The organism is Saccharothrix syringae, assembly GCF_009498035.1.
Classification (GTDB): Bacteria; Actinomycetota; Actinomycetes; order Mycobacteriales; family Pseudonocardiaceae; genus Actinosynnema; species Actinosynnema syringae.
This window is the reverse complement of record NZ_CP034550.1, coordinates 5,505,680-5,526,799: the sequence shown is the minus strand read 5'-3', so window position 1 is coordinate 5,526,799 and position 21,120 is coordinate 5,505,680. Positions and strand designations below refer to the sequence as shown.

The following is a 21,120-nucleotide window of genomic DNA, read 5'->3' as shown; positions in this document are numbered from 1 at the left end:
TGTGGGGGGTGTGGTGTGTTCCCGGAGATCGAGCCGTACGAGTGCGGGATGTTGGACGTGGGTGACGGCAACCTCGTGTACTGGGAGGAGTCGGGCAACCCGGGGGGCAAGCCGGTGGTGGGGTTGCACGGTGGTCCGGGTACGGGCTGCTCCCCCGCGATGCGTCGGCGGTTCGACCCGCGGGTGTACCGGGTGATCCTGTTCGACCAGCGTGGTTGTGGGCGCAGTGTGCCGCACGCGGCGGAGTGGTCGACGGATCTGTCGGTGAACACGACGGCGCACCTGGTGGCCGATGTGGAGCGGTTGCGGGTGGCGCGGGGTGTGGAGCGGTGGATGGTGTTCGGGGCGTCGTGGGGGTCGACGTTGGGGTTGCGGTACGCGCAGTTGTTCCCGCACCGGGTGAGCGAGGTGGTGCTGGTGGCGGTGACGACGGGGCGGTGGGCGGAGTTGTCGTGGCTGTACCACGGGTTGGGGGTGTTCTTCCCGGAGGAGCACGCGCGGTTCCGGGCGGGTGCCGGCGGGGGTGCGGTGGACCTGGTGGCGGCTTACGACGGGTTGCTCAACGATCCGGATCCGGTGGTGCGGGAGCGGGCGGCGACGGACTGGACGGAGTGGGAGGCGTCGATCGTGTCGTTGCGGCCGGGGCACCGGCGGGGTGCGCGGTGGGCTGATCCGGTGTGGCGGATGGGGTTCGCGCGGTTGGCGGCGCACTTCTTCGCGCACCGGGTGTGGTTGCCCGACGGGCGGGTGCTGGCCGATGTGGGGCGGTTGCGCGGGATTCCGGCGGTGTTGGTGCACGGGCGGTGGGACTTGCAGGGGCCGGTGGGTACGGCGTGGGAGTTGGCGCGGGCGTGGCCGGGTGCGGAGTTGGTGGTGGTGCCGGGGGCGTCGCACGCGGCGTCGGATCCGGGGATGGCGGAGGCGGTGGTGGCGGCGACGGGGCGGTTCGCGTCGCGTTCCTAGGTCGCCGGTGGGGTTCGGGCCGGTGGGGTCCAGACGGTGGTGTTCTTGGTGGTGACGCCTTCGAGGTCGTGGGGCACGGGGACGGGGTGGGTGGCCAGGCGGGTCCAGTCGCGGGGTGCGAAGGAGCGTTGGGGGTCGCCGACGAGGACGAGGGTGCCGCGGTGGTGGGCGTGGAGCAGGAAGGTGGTGAAGCGGGTGGCCATGTCGCGGTCGTAGAAGACGTCGCCGGCGAGCAGGACGTCGGTGTCGGGTGTGGTGTCGAGCAGGTCGCCGGTGGTGGTGTGGACGGTGAGGTGGTTGGCGGCGGCGTTGAGGGCGGTGGCGGTGGTGGCGAGGGGGTCGATGTCGTTGGCGGTGACGTGGGCGCCGGCGCGGGCGGCGGCGAGGGCGACGAGGCCGGAGCCGCAGGCGAGGTCGAGGACGCGGCGGCCGGCGACGAGGTGGGGGTGGTCGAGGAGGTGGCGGGCGAGGGCCTGGCCGCCGGCCCAGGGGAAGGCCCAGAAGGGTGGTTCGGGGGTGCCGGTGCGTTCCCAGAGGGCGGTGACGTCGTCGGCGGTGTGGACGAGCAGTTCGGGGGTCAGGGGTACGGGGCGCAGGGTGGTGGTGGCGCGGACGAGGTCGTGGTGGGTGGGCATGTCACAGTCCTCCGGCGACGCGGAGGACGGCTCCGGTGGTGAAGGAGGCGCCGTCGCCGAGCAGCCAGGCGACGGCTTCGGCGATCTCCTCGGGTTCGCCGGGGCGGCGCAGCGGGATCGAAGGTGCGACGCGGTCGGGTCGGTCGGGGATGCCGGTGAGGTGGTGGATGTCGGTGCGCACGGTGCCGGCGGCGACGGCGTTGACCCGGATGCCGCGTGGTCCGAGTTCCTTGGCCAGGCCGATGGTCATGGCGTCGACGGCGGCCTTGCTGGCGGCGTAGTGCACGTACTCCCCCGGTGAGCCGAGGGTGGCGGCGGCGGAGGACAGGGAGACGATGGCGCCTCCGGTGACGAGTTGTCGTGCGGCGCGTCGGGCGCACAGCAGTGCTCCGACGACGTTGACCTCCAGGACGCGGCGGAGGTCTTCGGTGCGCAGGTCGGTGAGGGGGCCCGCGGGGCTGGTGATGCCGGCGTTGATCACGACGCCGGTGATCTGGCCGAGTTCGGCGGCGGTGTCGAAGAGGGCTTCGACCTGGGTTTCGTCGGAGACCTCGACCTGGACGGCGGTGCCGTCGACCTCGCGTGCGAGGGTGTGGGCCTCGTGGTGGGCGGTGCGGTAGCCGATGACGACGCGGTGTCCGTCGCGGGCGACCCGTCGGACCACGGCGGCGCCGATGCCGCGGCTGCCGCCGGTGACCACGATGAGTCCGGGCATGTCGTCTCCTCCCCCTGGGTGTCGGGCTGCGTGGCCCGGTAGGAACCGAAACCTACCCACGCCACTCTCCGCGCACATCCCCTCGCCCGATGGGGGCAACTTCGACCCCGGTGTCACTCGAAAGGCGGGGCGAGGGCACCCTGTGTGCGTGATCGAGTCGCGTTGTGCCGTGCTGTCGGCGGCCCTGGACGAACCCCAGGAGGGCACCGCCGCCACCGCGCGCGCCTGGATCTGCCTGGAGCAGCCCGGCCCGTGGGGGCGCGACGCGCTCGTCGACAGCCGCCTGGACCCGGCCCTGGGCGCGGAGCTGGCCCGGCGCGCCGCCGCCGCGCACGCCCGCGTGCTGCTCATCCGCCGCCCCGGCCGCCACGCCGACGTCCCCGGTCCCCGGCGCGCCTACCTCGCCGCCACCGCGCCCGGCCGCACCCGGCTCGAACGGGTGGACCTGGCCGCACCGGAGCAGCTGCTCGACCTGGACCTCGCCGCGCTGGCCGCGGGCCGCCCGACCGGTCTGGGCCGGGTCACCACCGCGCCGGTGCTGCTGGTGTGCGCCAACAGCCGCCGCGACGCCTGCTGCGCCCTGCTCGGCCGGCCGCTGGCCGCCGCGCTGGCGGCGGAACGGCCCGGGCAGGTGTGGGAGTGCAGCCACACCGGCGGCCACCGCTTCGCGCCCACCGGGGTGCTGCTGCCCACCGGCTACACCTACGGCCGCCTCGACGCGGACCTGGGCCGCCTGCTGCTCGACCGGGCCGCCGCCGGCCGCGTGGTCGCCGAGCGGTGCCGCGGCCGCTCCGCCCACGACCCGGCGGGCCAGGTCGCCGAGCTGGCCGTGCGGCGCGCCACCGGGGAGGACCGCGACACCCTCGCCGTCGCCGCGGACCCCGACGGGCCCGACCGGTGCACCGTGCGGCACGCCGACGGCCGCGCCTGGCGGGTCACCACCGCGGTGCGCGAGCTACCCCACCGGCGTCCCGCCAGTTGCGGCGCGGTCCCCGGTCCCGCCACCGCCACCGTCGTCACCGACCTGCGCGCCGCCGTCGCCGGCTGACACCGCCGTACCCGATACCGCGGCACCCGGCACGGCGGCACCCGACACGGCGGCACCCGACACGGCGGCGTGGAACAGGTCCAGCCCCAGCGCCTGCGCGTCGTCGAGCCCCACCGCCCGCAACGCCTCGCCCGGCAGCGCCAGCAGCGACAGCGCGATCCCCAGGAAGTAGGCGTCGAGCACCCCGGCCTCGCGCGGCGACCCGGCCAGCCCGGCCGCGCCGTGCAGCGCCGCCGAGGCCCGCGCGTTGGACACCGCCATCCGCCCGAGCGCCGCCCGCACCCCCGGCCTGCGCACCGCCTCCAGGTACAGCTCCGCCATCGCCAGCAGCTGCGTGGGGTCCCCGTCCACCGCGCGCCGCAGCAGCGCCGGGTACAGGCCCGCCACCTGCGCCGGGGTCACCCCGCGCGGCGTGGTCGCCCGCAGCCGCCCCACCGCCTCGGCGTGCAGCAGGGTCATCCGCTCCGCCGCGGCCTCCAGCAGCGCCTCGCGCGTGGGGAAGTAGTTCTTCGCGGTCCCCTCGGGCACCCCGGCCGCCCGGTCCACCGCCCGGTGGGTCAGCCCCCGGCCGCCCTCCGTGGCCAGCACCGAGATCGCGCAGTCGCTCAACAGCTCACGACGGCGGCTGGACACCCGACGGCCACTCACGAGCAGGGGACACTAGCCGATCTTGGTCCGCCGGCCGCGGCCACCACCCGTCCCGCCTCCACCACCAGCCACACCCCGCACACGCAGCGCACGTAGTCCACCACCGAACGGGACGACGCCGGGTAGGACGACACCGGGTGCGACGAGACCGGGTAGGCGGGCTCGGCCACCGGCCACGCGCACACCGGGCACGCGGGACCGGCCCCACCGCGGCCGGGGTCGACGGGATCACTCGAACGGCTGGAAGTCACGCCCCCAGCGTGATGTCATGGTTCAGTGCATTTCAACCCTTACGGCGGTGCCGCGGCCGCGCTGGCCGCCGCCCTGGTCAACGCCGACCCCCGCGCCACCCCCGAGGACCTGACCCGCCTGCTGCGCGAGCACGACTACAAACCCCTCACCGGCCTCGACGCCGCCCAGGCCCGCGAGCTCACCGACTGGGCCGCCCGCCTGTCCCCCGTGTTCGACCACCGCCCCGACCGGGTCGACCTGCTCAACGCCCTGCTCGCCGAGACCGCCACCAAGCCCTACGTCTCCACCCACGACGGGCGGGCACCCCACCTGCACTTCGCCCCCGAGGACGCCCCCGCGCCCCACCGCGTGCGCGCCTTCACCGCCGCCGGCCTCGCCCACGCCGTCTGCGAGGACCCCACCCGCCTGGGCCGCTGCGCCCGACCCGGCTGCCGCACCGTCTACGTCGACACCTCCCGCAACGGCCGCCGCCGCTACTGCACCACCCGCTGCGCCAACCGCGTGCACGTCGCCGACCACCGCCGCCGCGGCACCCGCGGCTGACCGGTCACCGGTCGCGCCGCCGCCCGTCCCGCTCCCGGCTGAGCACCCGCCGCCCGAACCGGGTCCGGTCGAAGTCCGCCGACTCCCCGATCAACGCCGACCCCACGTCCGTGCGCCCCCGGAACCACACCCGCCCGAACGAGGCGTCCCGGTGCAGCACCGCCCCGCCGAACAACGCCCGCCCCCCGAACCGGGCACCGTCGAACCGCGCCGACCCGTGCACCTCCGCACCGCGCAGGTCCGCCCGACCCGACACCTTCGCCCCCGCCACCACCAGGTCCCCGGCCACCTGCGCCGAGCGCAGCGACACGTTGCCGGTGAACACCGCACCCGCCAGCGACGCCGACCGGGCGAACAGCACCTCCGTGAACACCGCGTGCCGCAGGAACCGCGCACCCGACAGGTCCGCGTCCCCGGTCACCGTCGCCGCCCCGAACCGCGCGTCGCCCACGAACACCGCGCCCGCCAGGTCCACCCGACCCACCCGGCACCCCGACAGGTCGAAGTCCACCAGGATCGCCCCCGGCGCCACCACGTCCACCCCCGGCCAGAAATCCGGCCCCGGCCGCAGGTGCGACACCAGCTCCCGCTGCACCGCCGTGCGCCACGGCACGTCCAGCCCCAGGGCCACCCCGCCCCGCAACGCCGCCAGCCACGTGTCCACCACCGCCTGCCGCCGCCGCGGCACCCGCCGGCCGATCTCGGCCAGCAGCAGCAACCCCTCCCGGTCGCCCGACCGGAACAACCGGTTGGCCTCCCGCCACACCGACACCGGCGACGGCACCGGCGGACGCCCACCCACCCGCCGCCGCGCGTGCAGGTCCAACAACGCGTCCGACCGCGCCGCCCGCACCTGACGCACCCCGGCCCACACCACCACGCCCACCGCCACCGCCAGCGGCACCAGCCACGAGGACATACCCCCGATCATGCCCCCACCGCCCACACCCGCCACCACATCGGGCACGACCGCGACACCGCCGGGCGACACCGCCACCGCCTCGACGCCCCGCGACCGGCCCGGCAACCCGGGGACGTCCCCGCGCCGCGACGGCACCCCGCACCCCCGCCGCGGTGATCACCCGCGCACGCCACCGCGCCCCCGCGCTGTCCTAGGGTGCGCACATGGACCTGACCGACGCGTGCTTCGCCGGCGCCGCGCGACAAGCCGAGCTGATCCGCTCCGGCGCGCTCACCGCCCGCGACCTCGTCGCCGAGTGCCTGCGCCGCATCGACCGCCACGACCGGCACCTCAACGCCTTCCGCCTGGTCTTCACCCGCCGCGCCCTCGACGAGGCCGACCAGGCCGACGCCCGGCGCGCCCGCGGCGAGCACGCGCCCCTGCTCGGCGTGCCCGTCGCGGTCAAGGAGGACATCCCCCTGGCCGGCCTGCCCACCACCCGCGGCACCGCCGCGGTCGACCGGCCCGCACCCGCCGACGGCGAAATCGTCCGCCGCCTGCGCGCCGCCGGCGCCGTCGTCCTCGGCCGCACCCGCATGCCCGAACTGGGCCTGTGGCCCCACACCGAGTCCACCTGGGCCGGCGCCACCCGCAACCCCTGGTCGCCCGAGCACAGCCCCGGCGGCTCCAGCGGCGGATCCGCCGCCGCCGTCGCCGCGGGCCTCGTCGGCGCCGCCGTCGGCACCGACGGCGCCGGCTCCATCCGCGTCCCCGCCGCCTGCACCGGCCTGTTCGGCCTCAAACCCCGCCGCGACCGCGTCCCGCTCACCCCCGACACCGACACCCGGGACGGCCTGGTCGCCGCCGGACCCATCACCCGCCACGTCCGCGACGCCGCCCTGCTGCTCGACGTCCTGGCCCCCGGCACCGACCACACCGCCGCCGCCACCGCGAACCGCACCCTGCGCATCGCCGTGTCACTGCGCCCCTGGGGCCCCGCCACCCCCCTGCACCAGGAGGTCCGCGACGCCGTCCTCGACACCGCGGGCCTGCTCGCCGACCTCGGCCACGACGTCACCCGCCTCGACACCGCACCCCGCGAACTCGCCGGCCCCGCCGCCTTCGCCGCCCGCTACCTGCACGGCGCCGCCGCCGCCGAGGCCGCCCTCGACCGACCCGACCGCCTCGACCGCCGCACCCGCGCCGTGGCCAACCTCGGCCGCGCCCTGCCCCCGGCCGCCGTCCGCGCCGCCCTGGCCCGCCAACCCGGCCTCACCCGCCGCGCCAACCGCCTGTTCACCGACCACGACCTGCTGCTGACCCCCGTGCTCACCCGCCCGCCCCTGCGCGTGGGCCAGTGGCGGCGCCACCCCACCGTCACCGCCCTGCTCGCCGCCGCCCGCCTCACCGCGTTCCTGCCCCTGTGGAACGTCACCGGCAACCCCGCCGCCGCCGTCCCCGCCGGCCACACCCGCACCGGCCTGCCCCTGGCCGTCCAGCTCGTCGCCGCCCCCGACGGCGAGACCACCATCCTCACCGCCGCCGGCCAACTCGAACGCGCCCGCCCCTGGACCGACCGCCGCCCACCCGCCACCCCCTGACCCCCGACGGCACCCACCGGCAGGCGGCACCCACACCGGCAGTCGGCGGTCACCGGCAGGCGGTGATCCGGTAGAGCCTCGCCGGCCCCTCGCGGTCGACCAGCTCGAACCCCGCCGCCCGCGGGACACCCGCCACACCCCCGTAGGGCTCGACGCCCACGATCGCCGGGTCGTCCCGCGCGATCAGCACGTACCCGGCCCGGTAACGCGCCAGCGCCGCGCAGACCCGCGGGTCGCCCGCCGCCCGGTGCAGGTTGCGCGCCAGGTACTCCTGCTCGGCGCTCAAGGGCTTGAGCAGGTGCGAGTACAACACCTCGCGGCCGGTCAGCGCCCACAGGTAGACGCTGCCGTCGAACGGGTTGCCCAGCACCACCGAGTCCTCCGGCACGTGCCGGGCGACCCGCGCGTAGAACTCCCGCGTCCGGTCGGGCACCAGCTTGTCCCGCTCGGCCTTCGGGTAGGTCACCGCCACCCGCGCCTCCCGGTCGCCCGGGTACAGCCCGCCCGTGAGCACGACCAGCGCCGCGGTCAACCCGACCGCCACCCCCGCCACGCCCAGCCGGCGGACACGGGGCGCGACCCTCGCCGACAGCGCCAGCACCCCCGCCACCGCCAGCGGCACCCCGGTGATCGGCAGCATCGCCGCCAGCCGGTGCGAATCGCTGTACCAGTAGCCGGTGAGCAGGTCGGTGTCGGGCCGGTTGAGCGCGGCGGCCAGCACGTAGAGCACCCCGGACACCAGGTGCCCCGCCACCACCCACCGGATCGCCGGCCGGCGGCGGGCCGTGACCGCGCCGACCACCACCAGCGCCGAGAGCAGCCACAGCGCGTCCCGCTGGTTCGTCGCGTTGAGCGCCACCTCGCCGACCGCCGCGGCCGGCGTCTCGAACGACTTCCACGCGTTCCAGTTGCGCACCTCCGCCAACGCCGGCGTGGTCGCCGCCCACAGCCAGCCGCCGAACACCACCCCGACGAACACCGCGCACTCCACCAGCCCGCGCCGCGCCCGTCCCCCCGCGCGCAACCCCCGGGCCCGCACGTACACCGCCGCCCCGGCCGGGAACACCGACAGCGCGATCAGCGAGAACACCACGTTCGGGTGGGCGAACCCCGCGGCCCCGACCGCGACCGCCAACAACAACCACGCCCGACCCCGACCCAGGCAGTCGTCCGCGACCCACCCGGTCACCGTCAACACCAGCGCGAACCCGGCCGGCGCCAACGCCAGGCCCAGCAGGTTCGGCCACAGCACGCCCCACCCGAACAGGTCCCACGGGAACGCCGGGAACGCGATCGACAGCACCCCGGCGACCGCCAACGCCACCGGGTCGCGGCCGAACAGCTGCCGCACCAGCAGCAGGCAGCCCACCGGCCACACCAGGACCACCACGACCGCGCACACCACGTTGGCCGCCACCGGGATCGACGCACCGGTCGACATCACCACCAGCGAGGTCAGGTCGTGCCACGCCGCCGGGTAGAACGCGGTGGGCGTCTCCGGGTCGCCCACCGCGTTCACCGTCAACGACGAGGCGTCCCCGCTGTCGAGGACGTGGGCGAGCGCGTTGTAGTGGAACGGCGTGTCGAACACCTGCGAGATCGCGTCCGGCGCCCCCACCGCCCGCACCACGGCCACCGCGGCGAGCGCGACCGCCGGCGACAACCCCGCCGCCGCGACCAGCCACACCCGCCGCGGATCGGCCCGCACCGCCAGGAAGTCCCCGCGCCGCGCCAGCACGGCCACCACCCCGGCCAACCCGGCGGCCACCGCCGACGCCACCAGCGCCACGGGCACCGACCACGCCACCCCGACCAACCGCGCCACCACCGCCGCCGACGCCACCACCGCGACGCCGAACACCGGGGCCAACGCGAACAGCGCGATCCCCCGCAACCCCAACAGCAGACCGACCGGCAACCCCGGCCCCCACAACCACCCGACCACCACCAGTGCGACGGGCACGACGCCGAACCACGACATGGATGTCCCCCACGAGACGCCTTCAGGAACGCGGGCCCTCCCCGGACCCACCTCCTAAGGGCGCGCCAACCCCGCGCCGGTTGCATGAAGCCACCGAATTCCACCGGACACGACATGCCTCGGGCGTCGATCGACGGCGGAGCACACGAAAAAAGGGGGGCCGTCGAAGACGAACGGCCCCCCTAAGACGTCACTCCAGCGGCGTCACTCCAGCGGCGACCGCGACGCCTCCGCCTCCCCACCGCCCAACTCCCGCCCCGCCTGCGCGGAACCCGACCCCGCCGGCGACCCGGCACCCAGCGCACCCGGCGCCGCCCCGGACGCACCCAGCGCCCCCGACGGCGCGCCCCCCAGCGCCCCGTCCAACGGCCCCGGCACCTCCTTGCGCGCCACCGCCTCCGCCGCCCGCACCGCCTCGGCCACCGCCGGGTCCGGCGCGGTGTCGAACCAGTCCGCCACCGACGCGTCGTCCTGCTCCGGCGCCGACACCGGCGGCTCCTCCGCCGGCGGCTCCTCCGCCGGCGGCTCGTAGCGGAACACCCCGTCCTCGCCCGGCGCGCCCAGCATCCGCGCGAACCCCTCCAACGCCTTGCCGTAGTCCGAGGGCACCAACCACACCTTGTTCGCGTCACCCTGCGCCATCTGCGGCAACGTCTGCAGGTACTGGTAGGCCAGCACCTCCGGCGTCGGCCGGCCCGCCTTGATCGCCGCGAACACCTTCTCGATCGCCTTGGCCTGCCCCTGCGCCTGCAGGTACCGGGCCGCCCGGTCGCCCTGCGCCCGCAGGATCCGCGACTGCCGCTCCGCCTCCGCCGCCAGGATCGCCGCCTGCTTCGCGCCCTCCGCCGCCAGGATCTGCGACTGCTTCTGACCCTCCGCGGTCTTGATCGCCGACTCCCGCTGCCCCTCGGCGTTGAGGATCATCGCGCGCTTCTCCCGGTCCGCGCGCATCTGCTTCTCCATCGAGTCCTGGATCGACGGCGGCGGGTCGATCGCCTTGAGCTCCACCCGCGCCACCCGGATGCCCCACCGGCCCGTCGCCTCGTCGAGCACCCCGCGCAACTGGCTGTTGATCTGGTCGCGGGAGGTCAACGTCTCCTCCAGGCTCATCCCGCCCACCAGGTTGCGCAGCGTCGTGGTCGCCAACTGCTCCACACCCACGATGTAGTTCGAGATCTCGTACACCGCCGCCCGCGGATCGGTGACCTGGAAGTACACCACCGTGTCGATCGACACCGTCAGGTTGTCCTGCGTGATCACCGGCTGCGGCGGGAACGACACCACCTGCTCGCGCAGGTCGATCCGCGCCCGCACCCGGTCGAAGAACGGCACCAGGATGTTCAACCCCGGCGCCGCGGTCGTGCGGTAACGACCCAACCGCTCCACCACCGCGGCCGTCGCCTGCGGGATCACCAGCACCGACTTGACCATGACGACCAGCACGAACAACACCAGCACCGCGATGACGATCAGCGTGGTCACCGTTCTCCCGCCTCCACTCGCACGAATCCCTCCCCGCCGGGGGGACCTTCAGACCGCCGCCAGCACCACCGCGGTCGCACCCGAGATCTCCACCACGGTCACCTCCGCGCCCGGCTCGATGACCCCGCGGTCCAACGACCGCGCCGACCACACCTCACCGCCGATGCGCACCCGGCCACCGTGGGCGTCCACCCGCGACACCACCACCGCCGTGCTGCCGACCAGCGCCTCCACCCCGGACGTGTGCCCGGTGCCCAGCTCCATCCGCCGCCTGATCGCCGGCCGCGCACCCACCAGCAGCCCCAACGACACCACCGCGAACACCAGCGCCGCCACCAGCACGTCGGCGCCCAGCACCGCCGCACCGGCCGCGCCGAACGCCGCCACACCCAGCATGACCAGCACGAAGTCACCCGACAGGATCTCGGCCGCCACCAGCACGACACCGAGGACCAACCAGATCAACGCGGCCACACCGCCATCCTCCCACCAGCGGGAACCCGACGGGCCGCTTCACCCGAAAACCGGGCGCGGCCCGGCCAGGCCGGCGGGCGGGGGGCGACGGACGGCTGGTCGACCGGGGGCGGCCCCGGCCACACGGGGGGCAGACGGCGTGGGCGGACAGGCGCGGCCCGGGCGGGCAGGCGTGGGCGGACAGGCCGGTGCGAACGGGCGGGTGCGGCTCAGGCCGGTTCGGTGACGAAGTCGATCAACCGCTCCACCGCGCCCAGCAACGGCGTCTCCAGGTCCCGGAACCCCGACACCCCCGCCAGCACCCGACGCCACCCCTCGTGCGGCTCACCCCAGCCCAGCGCCGCGCACACCCCCTCCTTCCACGGCACCCCGCGCGGCACCCGCGGCCACGCCGCGATCCCCACCGACGCGGGCTTCACCGCCTGCCACACGTCCACGTACGGGTGACCGGTGACCAGCACGTGCTCGTCCCGGATCCCCGCCACCAGCCGCGACTCCTTGCTGCCCTCCACCAGGTGGTCCACCAGCACGCCCAGCCGCCGCCCCGGACCCGTGCCGAACCCGGCGATCCGCTCGGCCAGCACGTCCACCCCGTCCAGCGGCTCCACCACCACGCCCTCCACCCGCAGGTCGTGGCCCCACACCCGCTCCACCAGCTCCGCGTCGTGCACGCCCTCCACCCAGATCCGGCTGTCCCGGGCCGTGCGGGCCTTCAGGCCCTCCACCCGCACCGAACCCGACGCCGAGCGCCGCGACACCGCCGACGGTGCCGGCGCGGCCGGACGCACCAGCGTCACCGGCCGGCCCTCCAGCAGGAACGCCGCCGGGCGCAGCGGGAACACCCGGTGCCGGCCGTGCCGGTCCTCCAGCACCACCCCGCCGTGCTCGAAGCGCACCACCGCGCCGCAGAAACCCGACCCCGGGTCCTCCACCACCAGCCCCGGCTCGGCCGCCACCTCCGGCACCGCGCGCCGCCTGCCGCCCGACAACACGTCCCGGCCGTACTCGTGTGATCGCACGCCGCGCGACCCTACCGGCCGGTCCGCCCCTCAGGCCGACCGCACCGCCGGGTGGTCGGGGTGGAACGCCGCGAACACCCGGCACCACGCCGCCAACCGGTCACCGTCGACCACCGCCGACAACCACTCGATCCGCGCCCGGAGGTCCGGCCCCAGGTAGGCGAAGTCCACCGCATCGCACGCCGCGTCGCCCACGCACGCCCGCGGGTCGATCACCACCAACCCCCGCGGCCCGGCGTCGAGCACGTTGGCCGGGTGCAGGTCACCGTGCAGCAGCACCCGCGGCACCCGGTCCCGCGCCAGCCGCGACGCCTCCGCGTGCGCCCGCGAGTGGTCACCCGGGTGCCGGCGCGCCAGCAGGCCGAACACGAAGTCCACCCGCTGCGCCAACGGCGGGAACCCCTCCGGCGCCGGCACGTGCAACGCGCGCAGCACCTCCAACAACCCCGGCCCGTCGGCCGCCGGCGTGCCCGGCACCAGGCCCTCCAGCAGCAGCGCACCCCGCGCCGTGTCGGCCTCCAGCACCCGCACCACCCGCGGCGAGGGCCCCCACACCCGCAACGCCGCCCGCTCGGCCTGCGCCAGCGCCGGCTCCGGGGTCAGCTTCAACACCACCGGCACACCCGCCCGCCGGCACCGCAGCGCGTGCGAGGTGCCGCCCGACAGCGGCCCCTCCACCTCCAGGCCCCACCGCGCGCACAACTCCGCCACCAGCGCCGGCAGCCCCTCCAGCCACGGCCGCACCCCCTCGCCGAACCGCCGCGCCATCCGCCCGGCCAGGCCCCCGTCCACCCCGACCACTAGCGGTCCAACCTGAGGATGAACTCCTCCACGTCCTCGCCCCGCCCCTCCGCGAAACCCCGGTCCTCGCCCACCGCCACGAACCCGCACTTGGCCAGCACCCGCAGCGACCCCACGTTGTCCACCGCCGCCCGCGCGTACAGCGGCCGCACCGGGTCCGACGCCAGGTACAGGCCCAGCGCCGCGGTGGCCAGCCCCTTGCCCCAGTGCTCCCGGGCGATCCAGTAGGTCACCTCCGGCTCACCGAACTGCGTGAACCGCCCCAGGTGCCCGACCACCTCGCCGTCGAAGACCACCGTGCGCGTCACCACCGACTCGTCGGCCAGCATCCGCGCCCACCGCACCAGGTACGCCGCCCGGTCGTCGGGGTCGCCGGAGACGAACGCGGCCATCCGCACCGCCTCGGGATCGCGCTGGTGCTCGAAGAAGGCCAGCACGTCGGACTCGGTCACCGCCCGCAGTTCCACGCCGCTCACGCCGGCAAGTAGACACCCAACCGACGCCGTTGTCAGACACCCCGCGCCGCACGGCGACGATCACCCCGCGCACGGGTGAGCCCGCGGGGCACGGGGTACCGGCGGTACCCGGGACGCGCCGGCGGGCGGAGCCGCCGGTTGCGGACGGTCGGCCGGGAACGGTCGGCCGGGAACGGTCGGCCGGGAACGGTCGGCCGGGAACGGTCGGCCGGGAACGGTCGGCCGGGAACGGTCGGCCGGGAACGGGGGTGCGACAGGGCGCAACGGGAACGGCCGGCCGCGGAGCGGACGGGACAGGAGCGGCCGGAGCGGTCAGAACGCCGGCCACGGGATCGCCGGCCAGTCGCCCGAGGGCTCCGGGTACACCCCCGCCGCCAGCAGCTTGTCCACCCGCTCGGCCAGCGCCCGCACCTCCGCGCGGGTCAGGTGCTCGTGCAGCGCCTCGCCCAGCTCGCCCTCCAGGCACGACCGCACCCGGCGCAGCGCGTCCACCGCCTCCTCCGGCAGCGGCTCGCCCAGCCAGCCCCACAGCACCGTGCGCAGCTTGTCCTCGGCGTGCAGGCAGATCCCGTGGTCCACCCCGTACACCGCGCCGTCGGCGGCGTGCAGCACGTGCCCGCCCTTGCGGTCGGCGTTGTTGACCACCGCGTCGAACGCCGCCATCAGCCGCACCCGCGGGTGGTCGGCGTGCACCAGCACCGCCGGCTCGCCGTAGCGGTCGTGCGCGCGCAGCACCGCCCGCCACCCGGCCGGCACCTCGTCCTCGGCGACGATGTCGACCAGGTCCTCGTCCTCGCGGGTGTCCACCCACAGCTGCACCATGCCCGCCCCGAACGGGCCGGGCCGCAGCACCGTGGGCGGCACCAGGTGCCAGCCCGCCGCCTCCGACACCAGGTAGGTGGCCACCTCGCGGCCGGCGAGCGTGCCGTCGGGGAAGTCCCACAGCGGCCGCTCGCCGCTGACCGGCTTGTACACGCACTGCCCGCTCACCCCGTCCAGGGTGATCCGGCAGAACAGGGTCGCGTTGGAGGCGTCGACCATCCGGCCCTCCACCTCCAGGCGACCCCGCCGCAGCAGTTCGAGGACACCCTCCCCGGCCGGCCCCACGCGACGCTCAGCCCTCGTCCGAGCGCCGGTAGCCGTTCTGCCGCGGGCAGACGTGCCCCTCCGGGTCCAGCGGCTCCGAGCACAGCGGGCACGGCTTGCGGCCCGCCTTGACCACCCGGTCGGCGCGCTCGGCGAACGCGCGCGCCTCCGCCGGGCTCAGGAACACCCGGACCGCGTCGGGACCCTCCTCGGTGTCGTCGAGGACCACCGCCTCGTCGACCTCCTCCTCGGTGATCGCGAGCAGTTCGATGACCACCGCGCGGGACTCGGCGTCCCACCCCAGCCCCATCGTGCCGACCTTGAACTCCTCCTCGACCGGCACCGCGAGGGGTTCGGTGTCCCGGAGGTCCTCGGGTACCGCCTCGGGTACCTCCGCGCCGAACCGCCGGTGCACCTCCTCCAGCAGCGAGCCGATGCGCTCGGCGAGTACGGCGACCTGTTGCTTCTCCAGCGCCACGCTGACCAGCCGGGCCTCCTCGGAGGCTTGCAGGTAGAACGTGCGCTCGCCAGGTTGCCCGACGGTCCCGGCGACGAACCGGTCGGGTTGGCGGAATACGTGGATGACGCGTGCCATGACGAACACGACCCTAGGCCACGCGAGCAAGATCGGCAGCCCTGCCCCCGCCATTTCCGCCCCGCGCCCCACCCGGCGCCCCGCCGCGCGCGGCCGGCCCGCAGACGTGCGGATAGGGTGCGCGCGTGGTCGAGATCGCACCGTGCGGAACGTGGAGCTCACCGGTCGGCGCGGCCGACGCCGCCGCCGCGGGCGGCGGGGTGCAGTGGGTGGACCTGCACCGGGGCCGCCCCTGGTGGGCCGAGGGGCGCCCCGACGAGGGCGGCCGGGTCGCCCTCGTGCGCGACGGGCAGGACCTGCTGCCGCCCCCGTGGAACGCCCGCAACCGCGTCCACGAGTACGGCGGACGCCCCTGGGCGGTGCTGGAGACCCCCGACGGCACCCGCGTCGCGTTCACCCACTGGGACGACCAGCGGATCTACCTGTTCGACCCCGACGACCCCCGCCCGGTGCCCATCACCCCCGAACCGGGACGCCGCCACGGCCTGCGCTACGCCGACCTGGTCGCCGGGCCCGGCGGGCGCGAGGTGTGGTGCGTGCGCGAGACCGCCACCGGCGACGCCCGCACCGACGTCCGCCGCGACCTGGTCGCCGTGCCGCTCGACGGCGGCGCGCCGCGGGTGCTCGCCGCGAGCCACCGCTTCATGACCGGGCCCAGGCCCTCGCCCGACGGCCGCCACCTCGCCTGGATCGGCTGGGACCACCCCCGGATGCCCTGGGACGGCACCGAGCTGTGCGTGGCCGAGGTCGGGGTGCCCGGCCACCGGGTGCTCGCCGGCGGCCCGGAGGAGGCCGTCTGCCAGGTCGAGTGGGACGGCGCCGACCTGCTGGTGCTGACCGACCCCGACGGCTGGTGGAACCTGCACCGCGTCGACCTGGCAGGCAGGTCGGTCAACCTCGCCCCCGGCCCGTGGGAGCTGGGCGGCCCGGTGTGGCGGCTGGGCAACCGCTGGTTCGCGCCCCTGGGCCGCGGCCGCCACGCCGTGCTGCGCGCCAACCGGCTGGCCGTGCTCGACGAGCGCAGCCGCACCGTCACCGACGTCGACACCGACCTGCCCGTCTGGCACGCCCACCTGGCCGCGCACGACGGGGTCGTGGTCGGCTCCGCCGCCGGACCGCTGGCCGAGACCGCCGTGGTGTCGCTGGACCTGTCCACCGGCGAGCTGACCGCGCACACCGCGCAGGACACCGGCGTGCCCGAGGCGTACCTGCCCGTGCCCGTCGAACGCGTGTTCACCGGCCCCGACGGCGACGTGCCCGCCCACGTCTACCCGCCGCGCAACCCCGACTTCACCCACCCCGACCACGAGCGGCCCCCGTACCTGGTGCACGTCCACGGCGGCCCCACCGGCCGCAGCCTGCCCGTGCTCGACCTGGACATCGCCTACTTCACCAGCCGCGGCATCGGCGTGGTCGCGGTCGACTACGGCGGCTCCACCGGCTACGGCCGCGCCTTCCGCGAACGCCTGCGCGGCCAGTGGGGCGTGGTCGACGTGGCCGACTGCGCCGCCGTCGCCCGGGCCCTGGCCGACGAGGGCACCGCCGACCCCGCGCGCCTGGCCATCCGCGGCGGCAGCGCCGGCGGCTTCACCTCCGCGGCGTCGCTGACCTCGGTGGACACCTACCGGTGCGGCATGGTCGCCTTCCCGATCCTGGACCTGGCCGGCTGGACCGGCACCGGCGGCGAGACCCACGACTTCGAGTCCCGCTACGTCGAGGGCCTGGTCGGGCCCTGGCCGCAGGCCGCCGACCGGTACGCCGAGCGGTCCCCGGCCAACCGCGTCGACCGGCTCGCCGGGCCCGTGCTGCTGCTGCAGGGGCTGGAGGACGAGATCTGCCCGCCCGAGCAGGCCGACCGCTTCGCCGCGGCCCTGCGCGGCACCGGGCTGCCGCACGCCTACCTGACCTTCGAGGGCGAGCAGCACGGGTTCCGCCGGGCCGGCACGATCATCGCGGCGCTGCAGGCCGAGCTGTCGTTCTACGGGCAGGTGTTCGGCTTCACCCCGCCCGGCGTGCCGGTCCTGGAACTGCGCCGGTGACCGCGGCGGTGGGGATTCCCGGACCTCGGCCGGTGACGGTGACGGTGTCCGTGACGGTGACGGTGACGGTGACGCCGGGCGCGGCCGGGACGCCCGCCGCGTCGGTCGCCGCGTCGGTCGCCCTGGCCGCGGTGACCGGCGGCGCGCCGGTCACCGGCCCCGCAGCCGGGGTGCGCCCGCCCGCCGCGCAGCCGTCCGCCGTCCCGGACACCGCCGCCGGGCGACCCCTCGCCACCGGCCCACGCCCGCGAACGGCGCCCGACCCGCGCGGACACCGCCCGCCGGCGGCCCGCACCGCCCCGGCCGGGCGCCCGTGACCCCGCCTCCCGCCGGCCCGCCGCTGCTCGCCCCCGGCGACCGGGTGGTGGTCGTCAGCCCCGCCGGCCCCGTCTCGGCACCCCTGCTGGACGCGGGCCTGGCGCGGCTGCGCGAGTGGGGCCTCGACGCCCGCGCCGCACCCCACGCCCTGGACACCCACCCCACCCTGCCCTACCTCGCCGGCCACGACGCCGACCGCGCCCGCGCCCTGCAACAGGCGTGGCTGGACCCCGCCGTGGCCGGCGTGCTGTGCGCCCGAGGCGGCTACGGCAGCACGCGCGTGGTCGACCTGGTCGACTGGACCGCCGTGGCCGCCGGCCGGCGCAAGGTCTTCGCCGGCTCCAGCGACACCACCGCCCTGCACGACCGGTTCCGGCAGGCCGGCGTCCCCACCTGGTTCGGACCCATGATCGCCACCACCGCCTTCGTCGAGGACGCCGCCGCCCGCGAGCACCTGCGCCGCGCCCTGTTCACCGGCGTCGCCTCCTACCGGGGCACGGGCATGGTGCCCGGCGTGGCCCGCGGCACCGCCGCCGGCGGCACCCTGAGCCTGTTCGACACCCCGCCGCCCGACGGGGCGGTCGTGCTCGTCGAGGACGTCAACGAGGAGCCCTACCGCCTGGACCGGATGCTCACCGCCCTGCTGCGCGCCGGCTGGTTCGACCGCGTCGCCGGGATCGTGCTGGGCTCCTGGACCGGGTGCGGCGACGTCGCGCCCGTGCTCGCCGACCGCCTGGGCGGGCTGGGCGTGCCGGTGGTCGCCGACGCCGGCTTCGGGCACCGCGCCGGGCAGCTCACCGTGCCCCTGGGCGTGTCGGTGGAGATCGACGGGGGCACCGGTGTGGTAACCGTGGGCACGTGAAGATCGAAGTCGCCGACGGGGCGTTCGACGCGCCCGTCTGGGAACCCGCCTCCGGCAGCGGGCCGGGCATCGTGCTGGTCCAGGAGATCTTCGGCCTGGACGACTACCTGACCTCCGTGGCCGTCGACCTGGCCGCCCTCGGCTACGTGGTGGCCGTGCCCGAGCTGTTCTGGCGGGTGGCGCCCGGCTGGTCCTCCGCGCACGACGAGGACGGCGTGGCCGCCTCCATGCAGGTCGCCGGCCGGTTCGACTTCGCCCTGGGCGTGTCCGACACCGCGGCCACCCTGCGGCGGCTGCGCGAGCGCACCGGCCGCGCCGGCGTGTTCGGCTTCTGCCTGGGCGGGTCCATCGCCCACGAGGTCGCCGCGGCCGCCGACCCCGACACCGCGGTGTCCTTCTACGGCTCCGGCGTGCCCGACCGCCTCGACCAGCTCGACCGGATCACCTGCCCGGTCCAGTACCACTTCGGCGGACAGGACCCCTACATCCCGCGCGCGGCCGTGCAGCGCGTCGTCGACGCCGTCACCGGCAGGCCGAACGCCGAGATCCACGTCCAGGAACAGGCCGGGCACGCCTTCCACAACCACGCCGCCCCGCAGTTCCACCACCCCGCCGCCGCGGCCGCCGCGTGGGAGCTGACCACCGCGTTCCTCGCCCGCACCCTGCCCGTCTGACCGCCCCGTGCCGGTGCCGGTGGTGACCGGCACCGGCACAAGGGGCTTGTCCACCGGGATTCGCCACGGGGGTCCTGCTTCGAGGGGCCGCTCAGCGGCCGAAGGCCAGCAGCACGTCACCGCCGTCGGGGTTCGGGTAGTCCGGCGCGTACCCGGCCTGCACGTAGACCATCCCGTCGGCCACCACCACGCCGCCACCGCCGCCGCCGATCGTGCCGCCCCGACCGGGCAGGCCGTTGACGCCGGTGAAGTCGCGGATGGTGTCGTAGGTCCACAGCACCCGGCCGTCGCGCGCCGAGTACGCCCGCAGCTTGCCGTCGTTGCCGCCCTCCCACACCAGCCCCGGGCTGCTGGTCACCGCCGGGCCGTGACCCAGCGAGCAGATCTCCGGGAACGCCGCCGCCCCGCCGGTGGTGCACCCGTCGGCCGGGTTGGGCGTCTCCCACAGCACCCGGCCCGTGCCCGGGTCCAGCGCGAAGACCTTGCCCGGCTCGGCGAAGTACGTCGCCACGTACAGCCGGTGCCCGTCGAAGCTCGACCCCCACTGGATGCCCCCGATGCCGCCGCTGGGCCACGGCACGCCCAACTGCCTGCGCCACACCACCTCGCCGGTCGCCGCGTCGAAGACGTGGTAGACGCCCAGCTTCTGCCCGACGCCGACCAGCGCGCGGCCGTCGACGGTGAACAGGTTCGGGGTGGCGCCGATGTCGTAGTCCAGCGCCGAGCCGTCGGCCAGGCCGGGGCAGTAGCCCGCCGGGTCGGGGGCGTTGCACAGCCCGCGCCACGTGTCGGCCTTGGTGACCTGGTTGCGCCACTTCACCGCGCCGGTCCGGTGGTCCAGCGCCAGCAGCGTGTCGAAGTCGCCCGCGCTGCCGGTGTAGTTCTGGCCCGTGCCGACGTAGAGCGTGCCGGTGCGCGGGTCGATCACCGGGGAGCTCCACACCCCGGCCCCGGACGGCTCGTAGCGGGTGGCGCCGCTGGGCCACGTGCCCACCGCCCGGGGCTCGGGCACGGTGTAGTGCCGCCACACCAGCTCGCCGGTAGCGGCGTCCAGGGCGTCGACGTGACCGCGGAAGGTGCAGCACGGGTAGTTCGGGTCGTCGCCGCCGTCCGGGGCGGTCGCGGCGTTCTCCCCGCTGGACGTGCCCACGAAGACCAGCCCGTCGTGCACGATCGGCGAACTGGTCACCGTCGCCGCCGGGTGCGCGTCGACCTGGGTGGCCCACACGACCCGGCCGGTGCGCTGGTCCAGCGAGTAGACGTAACCCCGCAGGTCACCGAAGTAGATCCGGCCCCCGGACACCGACGGGCTGTCCCACGGGATCGCCGGCCTGGCGCCCGGCGCGATGCCCGACAGGTCCGTGGTCCACCGCTCGGCACCCGACCGGGCGTCCCGCGCGTGGAACCTGCCGTCCGGGCCGCCGAAGTACACCACCCCGCCCACCACGGCCGGCTGGCTGCGCACCGGCAACGGCGACTTGGGGAACGCGAACGCCCACTTCAGCTTCAACCCCGACACGGTGCGCGGGGTGATCCGCCACTCCGCCGCCGCGTACCGCGACCCCGACGCGTCCTTGGACCACGTCGGCCAGTCACCCGGCCGGTGCGGCGAGGCCCCTGTCGCCGCCCCCGTCGCACCCGTCGCCCCCGTCGCCCCCGTGCCCAGCAGCAGGACCGACGACACGACCGCGACCAGCGTGATCCCCCGTTTGGGTAGTGCCATGCCCGTCTCCCCCTTCGCCCTCGATGGACCGCACCTCCACCGTGGCAGCGGGGAGGGAGGCGCACGATCGGCGAAAGGACCGGATCGGGGCGGGAGAAGGTTGACTGGCGGATCAATCGAACGGATGACCCGAGCCCGCCGGACACACCCCCTTCGACGACGTCGAGCGGGCCGCCGCGCCCCGGTACTACCGGTATCGGTCGGTATCGGTCGTTTCGACGGCCCCACGCCGCCGCGCCGCGCCCTCGTACCGCCCGCGCCGTGAACCCGGCGCCAGCGCCGGA

Annotated in this window: 21 protein-coding genes; 8 read left to right on the top strand and 13 right to left on the bottom strand. The window is 75.9% G+C overall.

Translation table 11 applies throughout. From position 1 onward, the window contains the following. Positions 1-15: 15 nt before the first annotated feature. Positions 16-963, top strand: coding sequence for a prolyl aminopeptidase (gene pip / locus EKG83_RS23970; protein WP_033431198.1), 948 nt, complete (start codon positions 16-18; stop codon positions 961-963). Here pip and EKG83_RS23965 read toward each other — a convergent pair. Both EKG83_RS23965 and EKG83_RS23960 read right to left on the bottom strand, forming a co-directional pair. Continuing rightward, the gene (locus EKG83_RS23965) at positions 960-1,598 is read right to left on the bottom strand and encodes a class I SAM-dependent methyltransferase (protein WP_033431147.1); all 639 of its coding nucleotides are present in this window, start codon (positions 1,596-1,598) and stop codon (positions 960-962) included. The genes pip and EKG83_RS23965 overlap by 4 nt on opposite strands. A gap of 1 nt (position 1,599) precedes the next feature. Beyond that, positions 1,600-2,313: an SDR family oxidoreductase gene (locus EKG83_RS23960; RefSeq protein ID WP_033431146.1), complete on the bottom strand. Its 714-nt coding sequence runs from the start codon at positions 2,311-2,313 to the stop codon at positions 1,600-1,602. Between the two features lie 148 nt (positions 2,314-2,461). On the opposite strand from EKG83_RS23960, the gene EKG83_RS23955 reads away from it, so the two are divergent. After that, positions 2,462-3,361, top strand: coding sequence for a sucrase ferredoxin (locus tag EKG83_RS23955; RefSeq protein ID WP_033431197.1), 900 nt, complete (start codon positions 2,462-2,464; stop codon positions 3,359-3,361). Here EKG83_RS23955 and EKG83_RS23950 read toward each other — a convergent pair. Continuing rightward, complete coding sequence (locus EKG83_RS23950) at positions 3,269-3,970, bottom strand: TetR/AcrR family transcriptional regulator (RefSeq protein ID WP_228122177.1); 702 nt, start codon at positions 3,968-3,970, stop codon at positions 3,269-3,271. The genes EKG83_RS23955 and EKG83_RS23950 overlap by 93 nt on opposite strands. A gap of 315 nt (positions 3,971-4,285) precedes the next feature. On the opposite strand from EKG83_RS23950, the gene EKG83_RS23945 reads away from it, so the two are divergent. After that, on the top strand, positions 4,286-4,804 hold the full coding sequence (locus tag EKG83_RS23945; protein WP_033431145.1) for a CGNR zinc finger domain-containing protein: 519 nt from the start codon (positions 4,286-4,288) through the stop codon (positions 4,802-4,804). Positions 4,805-4,808: 4 nt separating this feature from the next. On the opposite strand, the gene EKG83_RS49100 is transcribed toward EKG83_RS23945, so the two are convergent. Then, a complete protein-coding gene (locus tag EKG83_RS49100; protein WP_153278331.1) occupies positions 4,809-5,861 on the bottom strand; it encodes a pentapeptide repeat-containing protein in 1,053 nt (350 codons plus the stop codon). 68 nt (positions 5,862-5,929) lie between these two features. Here EKG83_RS49100 and EKG83_RS23935 point away from each other — a divergent pair, with 68 nt between their 5' ends. Next, positions 5,930-7,306, top strand: coding sequence for an amidase family protein (locus EKG83_RS23935; RefSeq protein WP_033431143.1), 1,377 nt, complete (start codon positions 5,930-5,932; stop codon positions 7,304-7,306). Between the two features lie 49 nt (positions 7,307-7,355). On the opposite strand, the gene EKG83_RS23930 is transcribed toward EKG83_RS23935, so the two are convergent. The 8 genes from EKG83_RS23930 to EKG83_RS23895 all read right to left on the bottom strand — a co-directional run bounded on the left by EKG83_RS23930 (position 7,356) and on the right by EKG83_RS23895 (position 15,220). Next, entirely contained in the window at positions 7,356-9,287 is a 1,932-nt protein-coding gene (locus EKG83_RS23930; protein WP_033431142.1) for a DUF6541 family protein, read from the bottom strand. Between the two features lie 204 nt (positions 9,288-9,491). Then, positions 9,492-10,718 carry an SPFH domain-containing protein gene (locus tag EKG83_RS23925; RefSeq protein ID WP_084716402.1) on the bottom strand — a complete coding sequence of 409 codons (1,227 nt, stop codon included), beginning with the start codon at positions 10,716-10,718 and terminating at the stop codon, positions 9,492-9,494. Positions 10,719-10,817: 99 nt separating this feature from the next. Next, on the bottom strand, positions 10,818-11,243 hold the full coding sequence (locus EKG83_RS23920) for an NfeD family protein (protein WP_033431141.1): 426 nt from the start codon (positions 11,241-11,243) through the stop codon (positions 10,818-10,820). Between the two features lie 209 nt (positions 11,244-11,452). Then, positions 11,453-12,262, bottom strand: a complete 810-nt coding sequence (locus EKG83_RS23915) for a DUF3097 domain-containing protein (RefSeq protein ID WP_033431140.1) — start codon at positions 12,260-12,262, stop codon at positions 11,453-11,455. 30 nt (positions 12,263-12,292) lie between these two features. Next, positions 12,293-13,063 (bottom strand): aminoglycoside phosphotransferase family protein, encoded by a 771-nt coding sequence (locus tag EKG83_RS23910; protein ID WP_051765780.1) that lies wholly within the window; start codon positions 13,061-13,063, stop codon positions 12,293-12,295. Continuing rightward, the gene (locus EKG83_RS23905; protein ID WP_033431139.1) at positions 13,063-13,539 is read right to left on the bottom strand and encodes a GNAT family N-acetyltransferase; all 477 of its coding nucleotides are present in this window, start codon (positions 13,537-13,539) and stop codon (positions 13,063-13,065) included. Before EKG83_RS23905 ends, EKG83_RS23910 begins: the two co-directional genes overlap by 1 nt. A 312-nt stretch (positions 13,540-13,851) precedes the next feature. Then, positions 13,852-14,646: an SCO1664 family protein gene (locus EKG83_RS23900; protein WP_033431138.1), complete on the bottom strand. Its 795-nt coding sequence runs from the start codon at positions 14,644-14,646 to the stop codon at positions 13,852-13,854. 7 nt (positions 14,647-14,653) lie between these two features. Further along, on the bottom strand, positions 14,654-15,220 hold the full coding sequence (locus EKG83_RS23895; RefSeq protein ID WP_033431193.1) for a DUF3090 domain-containing protein: 567 nt from the start codon (positions 15,218-15,220) through the stop codon (positions 14,654-14,656). A gap of 125 nt (positions 15,221-15,345) precedes the next feature. On the opposite strand from EKG83_RS23895, the gene EKG83_RS23890 reads away from it, so the two are divergent. The 4 genes from EKG83_RS23890 to EKG83_RS23875 are packed head-to-tail and all read left to right on the top strand — an operon-like array spanning position 15,346 to position 19,113. Then, positions 15,346-17,259, top strand: coding sequence for a dipeptidyl-peptidase 5 (locus EKG83_RS23890; protein WP_033431137.1), 1,914 nt, complete (start codon positions 15,346-15,348; stop codon positions 17,257-17,259). 50 nt (positions 17,260-17,309) lie between these two features. Next, on the top strand, positions 17,310-17,576 hold the full coding sequence (locus EKG83_RS23885; RefSeq protein ID WP_153278330.1) for a hypothetical protein: 267 nt from the start codon (positions 17,310-17,312) through the stop codon (positions 17,574-17,576). Further along, the gene (locus EKG83_RS23880) at positions 17,573-18,439 is read left to right on the top strand and encodes a S66 peptidase family protein (protein ID WP_051765777.1); all 867 of its coding nucleotides are present in this window, start codon (positions 17,573-17,575) and stop codon (positions 18,437-18,439) included. The genes EKG83_RS23885 and EKG83_RS23880 overlap by 4 nt, the downstream gene beginning before the upstream one ends. Beyond that, the gene (locus EKG83_RS23875; RefSeq protein WP_033431135.1) at positions 18,436-19,113 is read left to right on the top strand and encodes a dienelactone hydrolase family protein; all 678 of its coding nucleotides are present in this window, start codon (positions 18,436-18,438) and stop codon (positions 19,111-19,113) included. Before EKG83_RS23880 ends, EKG83_RS23875 begins: the two co-directional genes overlap by 4 nt. Before the next feature lie 91 nt (positions 19,114-19,204). Here EKG83_RS23875 and EKG83_RS23870 read toward each other — a convergent pair whose 3' ends face one another. After that, a complete protein-coding gene (locus EKG83_RS23870) occupies positions 19,205-20,836 on the bottom strand; it encodes an outer membrane protein assembly factor BamB family protein (RefSeq protein WP_033431134.1) in 1,632 nt (543 codons plus the stop codon). Positions 20,837-21,120: the final 284 nt, after the last annotated feature.